Consider the following 11,807-nt stretch of genomic DNA (forward strand, 5'->3'; position numbering starts at 1 on the left):
CGAACAGGACGACGATTCACGTTTAAACACTGTTGATACAACTTTTAGCTTCAGGTCTCCACCTAAAACTCCCAGTCGCTATTTATCGATTGGAGGGCTATACTAATACCTGTATACTTTAATATAAATGAACATAGAATAATGAATTGAAGGGTGTTTGGGTATGACTTGGTCACATTGGGAGATTTCACCATTTATTACAAGTGTTTTCTTTATTTTAGGCGTACTAACGCTTTTTTGGGTATCACAGAATTGGTTGATCACATTTTTGAATACGCATTATCAACGCGTCAATGAGTCGATTATCAACGATTGGTATGGCTTAGTGTATATGCTGGTTTTCGTCTTCGGGATGCAGGCACTGATTGTTGGTCAACCGGATGCCTGGATTTTCATGAATTTCCAACTGATTGCGCTGACTTTTTGCGGCTATTTTCTCAACATTCGGATTGCCAACTACTACTTGTATCCGCTGGTACTGGTCTTCATGATTTTTAACCGATCACTGGGTTACTGGCAATCGTGGGGCCACGCGCTAGCACTACTACTATTCTTTACGACGTTGAGAACGCTACGGAAGCGCGTGCCGTTACAAACTAAAGTCGGCCAAGTTACGTTATACTTTGTCACTTGTGCGTGCTTCGGCTTGATTTTATGGTGGTTCATGTGGCTCAAATTCAATCTTTCATGGGGGACGTATTGGCAGGAATGGGGCTACCTCATGATTTTCGAAGTGCTACTCTACATCTACGCCAGTATGTTGTCAGCCAATGCCCAACTCAAACAAAACTTGGTCTCATTCGCCAACCACGATGCCCTGACCAAAACTGAGAACTTTGCCGCCTACACGACAGCTATCAATTACCATCTGACGGCGAGTCGTCAAAATGGCGTGCCGCTGACAATGATGATGTTCGACATCGATCACTTCAAGCGCGTCAATGACACCTATGGTCATCTGGCGGGTGACCAAATTTTACAACACGTCACCCAGGTCGCTGAGACGGTCTTTGAAGCCAACAATCCCAACATTGCCCTTTACCGAACGGGTGGTGAAGAATTCAACGTGCTCTTCCCAAGCTACGACTTAACCGAAGCGCGCTTGGTCGCTGAACAACTCTTTGCGGCTGTTAACCACCTGGTCGTTCCATTCAACGGCCATCAAATTCAACTGTCGATATCAGTCGGCATAGCACAATTACAGCCGGAAGATACCACCCCAACTGAATTTTATCGTCGCGTCGATGACAACTTGTATGCGGCCAAGAAACATGGTCGGATGCAAATCGTGGCCAAGTAAGACTTCATGAGTACATTTTCAAACTGAATCAGAACGAAAAGTCCCCTGACAATTGGCACGAACTGCTAATGATCAGGGGACTTTCTTAAACTTGTTAACATTTTATTCTCAAAACTTCGTTGAACAATTATGGCCCTATTGCGCTGCAATCGAAACGCTACGGATATTCGCCATCGGAACGCTATGCGGTGTTTCTAAGTAAATTCGAGCACGCTGCCAGTCCAGCTTCAATAATTGGCTGGTGGCGGACTGGTAGTAGCCGACGTCATCGTTGAAGTAATCCAACACGACGACCGGTAATTCTGGCATCGCAGCTAACTGCTGCAACTGTTCAGTCACCGCTTGTTTGGCCGCTGCAGTTGGATAATGCTTATGCGCGTAGATTTTAGCCCGTTTTTCAATTAGTTCGTTATACCCGGTCAGCGCAGCGAACGGCGCAAATTGTGCCGCTCGGTCACTTTGAGGCATCGGTAAATGATGTTTACTGACGGGCCGCGGTGTTGTGATAATATCAGCGTATTCGCTCGTATCGTTGAACAATCCGGCTGGATTAGGTTGTGCGGCTTCTGAAGTCGTTGGTCTAGATTCTGACATTAGGCGCGGTGACCTCCAATCTGTTCATTGCGTTCAATCGTCGTCGCGTCGGCTTTCAAATCAGCCAACCGAATCACGACATTCTTATTGCCCGAACTCGCTTGTAAGTTTAAAATCGTCTGCTGCAGTTGTCGGTCTCGCTCACGGCGCCGTTGGTCTTGTTGCTCGCGGTTACGTGCAACGGCTGGGTTTTCAAACAAGTTGGTCTGCTCGTAACGGGGTTGTTGGGCCACTTGCTGTTCATCGACCAGGTGGTTTGCCATGACAGTCACACGACGAATCATCAATTTCCGATTAACTGCCTGCTGATAAAGCTGTTGATAAACCGCACTTAGCTCTGGTTGGGCGGCAGTGGCAATCGTTAATCGTGTCGTCACGTGTGCCGGTTTGGGCACTTGTCGACCATAGTAATCTTCGGTCAGTGTCGTCTGGCTTGTTTGTGCCGTACTAGCATCATAGTCGACTCGCAGCCCAATCTGGTCGGTGACCACGTGGCGTTTGACCAAATCGAAGACTAGATTATTGACCATCCCGCGAAGAACTGCCTGGCCAGCAGTGTAGTCGTATGGCCGCATCAGCACCTGGCTCGCATAAATACCGTGCTCACTGGCATGGTAATTCTTGATGTCCGCTAACGTTGCCGACTCATAGCCCCAAGCATGGTCGATCAACAATTCCGCGTTCTTGCCGAACTCACGATAGAGCAACGTTTCATTATATTGATCGGACAAACTCCCCAGCGAGCAGCGCGCAATATCACCCATCGTATTGAGTCCGAGCGCTGCCAGACGTTTAGCATAGCCGTGTCCGACCCGCCAAAAGTCCGTCAATGGCCGATGGGCCCATAGGTAACGTCGATACAATTTCTCATCCATCTGGGCAATGCGGACGCCATCCGCATCTGCCGGAATCTTTTTGGCCACGATATCCATGGCGACCTTCGCTAAGTAGAGATTGGTGCCAATCCCCGCGGTGGCGGTAATCCCGGTCTCCGCTTGAATCTCATGAATCATGGTTTTGGCTAACGCGTGCGGCGTGACGTGGTAAGTTGCCAAGTAGTCTGTCACGTCCATGAAGACCTCATCGATTGAGTAAACGTGAATGTGCTCTGGCTTGATAAAGCGCAGATAAATGGTATAAATCTCCGCACTCTTCTGCATATAGTAAGCCATTCGCGGTGGGACGACCTGATAGTCGATGCCCAGATTCGGATGTGCTAACAGTTGGTCGCGATAAATCGACTGATGGCGCTTTACTTGGGCATAGCTCGTCTGCCGCCCGCGTTCCCGGTTCAAATCCGCTAATCGCTGTTTGACCTGGAACAAGCGTGGTCGTCCTGGTACACCGAACTGCTTCAATGCTGGTGATACCGCCAAACAAATCGTCTTATCCGTCCGGCTGGTATCCGCCACGACCAAATTGGCATTCAGCGGGTCCAGGTGGTGCGCGACGCACTCAACCGAAGCGTAGAATGATTTTAAGTCGATTGCCATATACGTTCGTTTCGTCGTCATCAATTCACCCTCACTTTCTCAATCAACGGCTGTTACTAGTACGACTCATTTCTCAATGGCGTGCTGGTAAGCCAAAATAAATTTCACCCCGATAGCGTATCACTTTGAAAACAAAGAACGGCCGCGATTGCGCATACGGCTGGACGTTTGCTGCTAAGCCACGCATGCTTCGAAAACACATCACGTCTTGCAGGCCATCAGTCATGTGGCCACTCTCATCCATATAAATAAACGTTAGCTGATGCCCACTGACCAAGCCTGCAAAGTACCGATTCGGATGGTCATTCAATTGGGCCACGACCTGTGGTGATAAATCCGGTGGTAAGTTGACGGCATAAAAGATGCGTCCAAAATCCGCCAAGCCAATATCGGGCTGCTGACTATTATGGCGGATATAGGTCCTAGGCGTTGCAACAGCTGAAATCAGGCGCATCAGGCTGTGTTTCGGTCTACCAGGGACCGGGTGAATCACGTTTTGCACCCACAAATGGTCAGTCACAGTGTTACCAGCCTGATCTTCAACGTTAGTTAGCGCCGTTACACCGCGACCATTATGATCACTGCCATAAGTCCTGATGACACCAGTAAAATGTTGTCGCGGACGGTCAATCAATGTTTGCCGCACTGTCTTCGCCCCCTCTTTGATTGTGTGTTCCCTTACTGTGCCGTTTATTTTGCTATTCATGCATGGTATACGAACTCTTGTTCCCTTAATTATAAAATAACTCAATCTAAAATGCCAGGATTGTTTTGCTTCAAAAATAATAATAACCGGGACATTTACGTAATCTCATATTTTTGCAGCCCAATCGTGATGATGCCACGCTCGTCTTTTACCTACCAAATAGCTATTAAGCAATTGGAACCGATTAGTTCACCTAGATACCGGTGGATCAGCCTTTCCCCGTTACATCGTCGCTAGTCAAAAGTTGAAATTTTGCTTACTCAAAAATCGGCCGCCACGCACCAATTCCTTGTGCGCAACGACCGATTTCGTCATTTTTATAATTGTTTACAACTACCGTCCTACTCGCGTTTCGAATCCTGTTCCAACTGAATCGTCAGTAATTCTGGATCTTCATTAACTAACGCTTGGAGGCGCGAAAAGAGCATCAGGAGCCAACCAAACGATAAGGCAAAGGCCTGAATCTCAAACGCCGTCAGCGATGGATAGTTGAACCAGCGAAAACCGAAGTTCAGCAGTAGGAGCAAGATGCCGACGCCGTATGATAGCCACAAAAAGTCCTTTGTGATGGCGGGTAATAGCCAGCGGACGCCAACGATCAGTAAGACGAGTAATGTCACTAGGCCGCCAGCCACCAAGTCGTGCAGCCAGTGAAAAGTCAGATTATTTGGAAATAGTCCGACTGCCCCGAAGTCGATGGCCGTTAATGTTAGTAAAATTCGCAACGTCAACGTTCGCCAAGTCCGGGGATAAATCCGGCTCAGTGAAACGAAGAGGTAGTCGATCAAAACGACCATCAGTAACGCTGAAAAAATCAACGTCAGGTTAAACTGCCACGCATTTTCAGCAGCATGTGTCCCGAGAAAGCTCAGGTTATGTTGCCACCAGCGCCGCTGACCATTGGCGGCCATTGAGATGACACAGCCACTGACGATCACGACGGTCAGAATCGAGGTTAACGACCGGGCATTAATCGTCAGGGCCGCCCCAACCATGAACGCATCCGCAAAATACGTAAACATCACGATGAGTAACAGCGACGTGAACCGGTCAAACACGACATCTGGAAATAGCAGTTCTAGCACCCAGAAGACCCCAACTAACGCAAACGCCAAAATCATGATAAAGGCGATCGTGATTACCGGGAAATTCCGCCAGTAAATGTGCCGTGAAAAGCGATTTTCAGGATCGTTTCGCGTTTTGAGAAAGAAACCGATAAACAGGAGTGCGCCCGTCACTACCCCAGCAACAATCGTCACACTCCCGATGGATTGGGCACCGGTTAGCGGGACCGGTCGCACCTTTTGAAACCACCAGTAAGCATAACTGGCAACGCCTGAGATTAAGGCGACTAGCAACGGCCAAATAATCAAATATTGTTGCCACTGCGGCTGACGCGGTTGGACTTTTTCTAACACTAGCGCGTCATTTTGCACTTTTAATTGTAATTGATCATCACGGTCGATGCCGGCTCGCTCTAACGCGGAGACCGGAATTGAGACGCGCACTTGTTGCTCTTGCCCTGTCATTTCAAACTCCTAACACTTTCATTATTCAAATACCATTTGGTTCCGATAGAGCTCGGCGTAGAAGCCATCAGCGGCTAGCAGTGCTTGATGGTTGCCTTGCTCAATAATCTGACCATCTTTCAATACAACGATTTTATCTGCATTGAGGATGGTTTTCAAGCGGTGCGCGATGACAAAGCTGGTACGGCCTTGAATCACGTTGTCCATGGCCGCTTGAATATTGGCTTCCGTCACCGTATCAACGTTAGACGTCGCTTCGTCCAAAATCAACAGTTTCGGGTTAGTCAAAATCGTCCGGGCAATCGACATCAATTGTTTTTGGCCCGCAGAGAAGATGCTCTGTTCGTCAGAAACCTGCGTCTCATAACCGTCCGGCAAGCTCATCACGAAATCATGAATATTCGCCTGCTTGGCCGCATCGATCACGCGTTCCATCGACGCTGTTGGTTCCCCATACCGAATATTGTCGGCAATCGACCCAGTGAAGAGCTGCGGTTCCTGCAACACGATGCCGACATTTTGCCGCAAGACTTTCAAATCAAACGATTGAATGTCCACGCCATCAAAGGTGATTGCCCCACTATCCACGTCATAGAACCGGTTGAGCAAGTTCATCACCGTCGTCTTACCAGACCCAGTCGGTCCAACTAGCGCGACCATTTCACCGCGATGCACATGGATGGAAACGCCATGCAGAATTTCTTTGCCCGGTTGATAACTAAAGCGCACATCATCAATCAAGAGTTCATCTTGAATACCATCCAACGTCCGACCGTGTTCAGGACTGACTTCATCCGGCTGATTACGCACTTCATCGACCCGACGCGCACCGGTAATCGCTAACTGAATCATACTATACAAACTGGTCAACGACATAATCGGTTGATAGTATTGTTGCGCATAGTTAACAAACACGACCACGAGTGCCAAGGCTGCCCCCGTCGACATACTGCCGTTGAGCGCCAACCACGAACCAAAGAAAATCACGATGGCCGTGTTCAGCAGCGACATCCCCTGCATCAATGGATTCAAAATACCAGACCAGATCTGACCCGTCAATGCGGATTTTCTGACCTTGCCGTTGTACTCGTGAAAACCATTCAGGGAATCCTGCTGTAAACCATTGGTAATCAGAACTTTTTGGCCGGTGATCTGTTCGTTGATATAACCGTTTAGCTAACCGATATCATCCTGTTGCTGGTTAACGGCGACACCCGCCTTATGCATGACAAACGCCGCAATGATCAGGGCGATTGGCGTCGAAGCCATTGTGACCCAGGCCATCGTCGCATTCTGATTGAACATCACGATAAGCAAGCCGACAAACTGCGCCACCGCCAATAGAATTTCCAGCAGCGCCTGGTTCATTGCATTAAAAATATTATCCAAATCTGATGTAAACCGCGCTAAAATATCGCCATCGCTATGCGTATCAAAGTACTGGACTTTCATCCGCTGCATTTTACGGAATAGGCCGACACGCATGGTCCCGGTCGAGAAAGCCGTCACCCGCGCCAAAATCAAACTGGCGATAAAAATCGTACTAGCATCGCCCACGTAGAGTAAGACGTAGATGATCAACGTCCGGTTAAACGGCTGTAAACTAGCCTGTGCCCGGGTGGCCTGATTCGTCCACTGTTGCAAGTATTGCGTCAACTCTTCAACGGCGCGTCCGAGGTAAGTCGGTGCCACCACGATACACCAAGTCGAGATGGCAATCAGGATGACACTCAGTAAAAAGCCTAACCAATAGCGTTTTAAATAGTGCCAGTAGTACTTACCGGCATTGCGTAAATCACTCATGTAAGCCCTCCTCTCGTGCCTTTTGCGTCTGATAAATGGCCCGATAAATCGCACTTTGCTGTAACAATTCTTGATGGGTCCCGCTACCAGAAATCCGACCATCGTCCAAGACTAAAATTTGGTCCGCACGAATAATCGAGGCGATTTTTTCGGCAATCACGACCGTCGTTGTTGAAGTGAGTTCACGGTCTAACGCCTCCTGCACGAGCTTTTCTGACCGTGCATCCAGGGCCGAGGTCGCATCATCTAAAATCAGAATTTCAGGATTAGCAATGACGCCCCGTGTAATCGCGAGCCGTTGCTTCTGTCCACCAGAAAAGTTCTGTGACCGTTCTTCAACGGGCGCATCATACGTTTGTGGTAAGCGTTCGATGAACTCTGCTGATTGGGCAATATTTGCTGCCCATTGCATATGACTCGGCTGGGCATCCGGCTTCACCTGACGTAAATTGCCTGCAATCGTTCCGGAGAACAGCGTCGAGCGTTGTAGCACATAGGCGACCGTGGCGCGTAACGCCTTTTCCGGCAATTCACGGACATCGATGCCCCCGATTGAGACCCGACCACTGTCTGGATCATACAACCGCGCAATCAGTTGCGCCAAGGTCGTCTTTCCAGACCCCGTCGCGCCGACGATTCCCAGCATTGAACCGGCTTTGACCGTAAACGTGACGTCCTTTAAGGTCGGTTGGTCATCACCAGGATACGTGAAGGTCACGTGGTCAAAGTGGATGTCCCCGGCAACCGGCGCATCATCACCGTCCACGTACGACATACTAGGTGTCGTCGTCATAACTTCATTGATCCGGCCGAGCGAAATGACTGCCCGTGAGGCAAAAGTCATTAAGAATCCCCCGTTGATCACGGCAAATAAAATCTGCATCAAATAAGAAATAAAACTCGTGATTGCCGCCAAGTAGGACGGATGGGTCGTAATCGTCTGACCAACCAGATAGACCGCTACCCCCACAGCGACGTTCGCGGTTAGGAAGAAGGCTGGCATCAGAATGGCAAACCAGTATCCGATTTTGGCCGTCACTGCCGTCAATTCGTCAGAGGCGGACGCAAACTTTTTGATTTCATTTGGTTCCTGAACGAACGATTTAACAACGCGAATCCCCATTAAGTTTTCACGCGCCACCGTGTTCACGTTTTCAATATCCTGTTGGGTCTGAGCAAAGTAAGTCGTCATCCGGCGCACAGCTAACAAGGCCACCGCCAAAATAACCACCATCATGACCACGATGACCCACCACTGCTCTGGCATCGTCATCACGGCTAGGATTAACGCCCCGATAAATAGCAGTGGAATCCGGGTAATCTGTTGAAAACCCGCCATCACAATCTGTTGCACTTGATTAATATCATTGGTCATTCGGACCACTAAGTTGGAAGGTGAAAATTTTTCGACATCGGCATACGCCAACGACTGCACCTTCGCGTATAGGTCCGCACGCAAATCCGTTGCGACCCCGAGCGCAACGCGGGCCGCATAAATCGTATTGACGATCCCGCCAATGATTCCCAGCACGGCCAATCCTAACAACATCAACCCTTCGCGGAAAACGGTCGCTTGATCATTTTTAATGATCGCTTCCATAATCACTTGTAACAACCGCGGTTGCCATAAGGTCGCAAATACCAGCACGATCACTGACAACATCGCAATCCAGACGTCCAGCCGATATCGTTTAAAATATGGCATCAAAATCTTCATTAAAATCGTTCCTCCTCGTAATTGTGGTCTTCTTTTTAGGGTACCTGATATTAGCGATTAGGACAATCAATATATCATATCTTTTGCAAAATCAGATTACGATGATAATCTTTTGGGATATGTGGGATTAATACGATGGACAGCTTGATTTAATTGGCTGATATTCATTTACTAATAATTAAGCAGTTGCGGTCGTCATCTGGTCAATTTGCCATTTACTGGTGAAAGCAATCGTTTAGATAAGTAACGAATTATCGACAATTCTTTCGCTAATGACAACGCCTTGCTATACTGATTAGTGTCAAGAGACCTCCTGTTAACAGTCGCTATTAATGCCAGCGCAATCGTCGCACGCCACACTACTCACGACAACCGGATTGGGGGAATCCACCATGCTAATTTCTAAACCAGTTCTAACGCTATTGACCGCTACTATGGCAGCTGGTCTGGGCGCCGTACCAGCAATGGCCAAACCGACTACGGTCAATCACATCACCACCAGTTACAGCGCACAAACACACGCACTCACCGTAAAAGGTCATGCGACCGGTGCTAAACGACTAACCTTGACTTACAAGGGGAAAGCCGTTAAATCCGCTCCGGTCAAATCAGGCCAGTTCAAGTTGACACAATCATTCAAGGGCTACGGCACCTTCCAACTGAAAAGTGGTCGTCAAGTGTTGACTACGATTCGGTCACAACAATACGCAACGCCTAAGGTCAAAGTCATCAGTGCCGAACGGACGACCAAGGGAATTCGATACACGTTTGCCGGGCCACGCGCTGCGACACTTAAAATCGCACAAAATGGTCGTACGATCAAAACGCTTAAGACGACCGGCACGACCACTAAGGTATTCATTTCAAATGCACAAATCAAGAACAGCACACGCGGGTTAACCGTTACCCAGCGCGTTGCCGATAAGAAAACGAGTCAAATTGTTCAGCTACCAGCTTTGAAGGCTAATATTAAACAAGTGACTAACTTCTAGGTGTAGTTGGAAGCGGATTCAAAAGTGTGTCTTATCCTAATAAATTCAACAGTAGCTGCCGCAAGAAATTCAAGTCTTGCGACGGCTATTTGTTGTGGAAATTAAACTAGAGATGCTTGGGCCATTGTGCGCTGTAATCAAGACGTGTGACATTCGGCCCCAAATTGACCAGCCAGTCCGTAGCCTCGACTATCTGCACATTTCAGGTCACGTCACATAACCGGTCAAAAATCATCAGTGTAGAATGGCAGTCACCGGAAAATCCGAATGTTGACTAGTTCGATATCGACCGCCAAGCGCAGCAATCCCCCTACTTCCACTAGTTGATGCTAAACTAAAGGTAGTGTTGGATCAAACGGCTGCCAAATTTACTTTGGTATTCCTGCTTGATACCTACTCGTCAAGACAGAAAGGATGATACTGGCATGCACCTTCAAGACCAATTAATGCAACAACTGACTGCCGCTGAACCCGAGATGATTAAGATTCGACGGCATTTACACGCCCACCCCGAGGTTTCATTTCACGAAAAAGCGACCGCGGCGTATCTCAAACAATTCTATCAAGACTTGGGCCTGACCACGACTGATTATGGTGATGGCTACGGATTCGTTGTGGACATTGATAGCGGGCATCCCGGCCCCCAACTGGCCTTACGCGCAGACTTCGATGCGCTCGCTATTCAGGAAGTCAACGACTTACCATTCAAATCGCAAACGCCTAATGTCATGCATGCGTGCGGCCACGATGGTCATACCGCGTACCTGATGATTTTGGCAAGAACGCTCTCAAATCTGAAAGAGCAGTTACACGGTCGGGTGCGCATCATCCATCAGCCTGCCGAAGAAGTCTCGCCCGGTGGTGCCAAATCAATGTTAGCCGCGGGCGTTCTCGACGGTATCGACCACGTCCTAGGGCTCCACGTGATGAGCAGCATGCCGACCGGTTCCATCGGCTACCATTTGAATGCTGCGCAGACGGGCCGCGCCAATTTTACAGTCACGTTTACTGGCAAGGGCGGTCATGCGTCCATGCCACACCTTTCAAATGATGCGATCGTCGCTGGGAGCTACTTTGTGACCGCCTTACAAACCGTGGTGTCCCGCCGCATCGATCCCTTCGATACCGGGAGCGTCACGATTGGCTCGTTTGATGGCGTCGGCTCGTTCAACGCCATCAAAGAACAAGTCCAGCTGAAAGGTGACGTCCGCCTGATGAACGAGGACACGCGCCAAACCTTGCGCGACCAGATTACTCAAATCGCAAATGGTGTCGGTGCAACCTTTGGCGTGCAAGTCGATATGAATTACGACGACAACTATCCGGTACTGATGAATGATGCCGCCTTGACGCAACAAGTGATTGACAGTATCCGTTCCGCCGACATCCCCGAAATCACAAAAATCTTTGACTGCGGTCCACAAGACCCTTCCGAAGACTTCGCCTACTTCGCTCAGGCCAAGCTCAGCAGCTTCATCTACGCGGGTTGTCAAACGGCGCCTGGTGAAAATCATCCGCACCACAGTCCCGACTTCATGATGAATGAAGATTGCCTGCTGATTGCGGCTAAGGCGATGGGCAGTGCGACGTTGGCGTTGTTGATGGCGCCAGAAGATTGAGATTTTTTCATTAATATGTAAAAAACGATACCTCCAGTCACGAGCGTTTGCGCT

At 48.9% G+C, this 11,807-nt stretch carries 8 protein-coding genes and 1 pseudogene; 3 read left to right on the forward strand and 6 right to left on the reverse strand.

Annotated elements, in window-relative coordinates:
- The first annotated feature begins 163 nt into the window (after window positions 1–163).
- Complete coding sequence (locus tag KGF65_RS07620) at window positions 164–1,300, forward strand: GGDEF domain-containing protein (RefSeq protein WP_101872886.1); 1,137 nt, start codon at window positions 164–166, stop codon at window positions 1,298–1,300.
- Between the two features lie 135 nt (window positions 1,301–1,435).
- On the opposite strand, the gene KGF65_RS07625 is transcribed toward KGF65_RS07620, so the two are convergent.
- From KGF65_RS07625 to KGF65_RS07650, 6 genes and pseudogenes are all read right to left on the reverse strand, one after another.
- Window positions 1,436–1,894 carry a hypothetical protein gene (locus KGF65_RS07625; protein ID WP_216788191.1) on the reverse strand — a complete coding sequence of 153 codons (459 nt, stop codon included), beginning with the start codon at window positions 1,892–1,894 and terminating at the stop codon, window positions 1,436–1,438.
- Window positions 1,894–3,408 carry a LytTR family transcriptional regulator gene (locus KGF65_RS07630; protein ID WP_101872884.1) on the reverse strand — a complete coding sequence of 505 codons (1,515 nt, stop codon included), beginning with the start codon at window positions 3,406–3,408 and terminating at the stop codon, window positions 1,894–1,896. The genes KGF65_RS07625 and KGF65_RS07630 overlap by 1 nt, the downstream gene beginning before the upstream one ends.
- A gap of 52 nt (window positions 3,409–3,460) precedes the next feature.
- Window positions 3,461–4,033, reverse strand: coding sequence for a hypothetical protein (locus tag KGF65_RS07635; protein WP_101872883.1), 573 nt, complete (start codon window positions 4,031–4,033; stop codon window positions 3,461–3,463).
- 401 nt (window positions 4,034–4,434) lie between these two features.
- A complete protein-coding gene (locus tag KGF65_RS07640; RefSeq protein ID WP_050340122.1) occupies window positions 4,435–5,622 on the reverse strand; it encodes a hypothetical protein in 1,188 nt (395 codons plus the stop codon).
- A gap of 21 nt (window positions 5,623–5,643) precedes the next feature.
- Window positions 5,644–7,425, reverse strand: a pseudogene (locus KGF65_RS07645) (ABC transporter ATP-binding protein).
- The gene (locus KGF65_RS07650; protein WP_050340120.1) at window positions 7,418–9,142 is read right to left on the reverse strand and encodes an ABC transporter ATP-binding protein; all 1,725 of its coding nucleotides are present in this window, start codon (window positions 9,140–9,142) and stop codon (window positions 7,418–7,420) included. Before KGF65_RS07650 ends, KGF65_RS07645 begins: the two are co-directional and overlap by 8 nt.
- A 392-nt stretch (window positions 9,143–9,534) precedes the next feature.
- Here KGF65_RS07650 and KGF65_RS07655 point away from each other — a divergent pair, with 392 nt between their 5' ends.
- A complete protein-coding gene (locus KGF65_RS07655; RefSeq protein ID WP_101872880.1) occupies window positions 9,535–10,134 on the forward strand; it encodes a hypothetical protein in 600 nt (199 codons plus the stop codon).
- A gap of 425 nt (window positions 10,135–10,559) precedes the next feature.
- On the forward strand, window positions 10,560–11,753 hold the full coding sequence (locus tag KGF65_RS07660; RefSeq protein WP_101872879.1) for an amidohydrolase: 1,194 nt from the start codon (window positions 10,560–10,562) through the stop codon (window positions 11,751–11,753).
- Window positions 11,754–11,807 lie beyond the last annotated feature (54 nt).

Source organism: Lactiplantibacillus sp. 30.2.29 (assembly GCF_018991255.1).
In the GTDB taxonomy this organism is placed as follows: domain Bacteria; phylum Bacillota; class Bacilli; order Lactobacillales; family Lactobacillaceae; genus Lactiplantibacillus; species Lactiplantibacillus pentosus.

Excerpts from the sequence above, each read along its gene's own strand:
- KGF65_RS07660 (WP_101872879.1), top strand. The coding sequence starts at position 10,560 with ATGCACCTTCAAGACCAATTAATGCAACAACTGACTGCCGCTGAACCC.
- KGF65_RS07630 (WP_101872884.1), bottom strand. The coding sequence starts at position 3,408 with ATGACGACGAAACGAACGTATATGGCAATCGACTTAAAATCATTCTAC.
- KGF65_RS07650 (WP_050340120.1), bottom strand. The coding sequence starts at position 9,142 with ATGAAGATTTTGATGCCATATTTTAAACGATATCGGCTGGACGTCTGG.
- KGF65_RS07640 (WP_050340122.1), bottom strand. The coding sequence starts at position 5,622 with ATGACAGGGCAAGAGCAACAAGTGCGCGTCTCAATTCCGGTCTCCGCG.
- KGF65_RS07620 (WP_101872886.1), top strand. The coding sequence starts at position 164 with ATGACTTGGTCACATTGGGAGATTTCACCATTTATTACAAGTGTTTTC.
- KGF65_RS07655 (WP_101872880.1), top strand. The coding sequence starts at position 9,535 with ATGCTAATTTCTAAACCAGTTCTAACGCTATTGACCGCTACTATGGCA.
- KGF65_RS07625 (WP_216788191.1), bottom strand. The coding sequence starts at position 1,894 with ATGTCAGAATCTAGACCAACGACTTCAGAAGCCGCACAACCTAATCCA.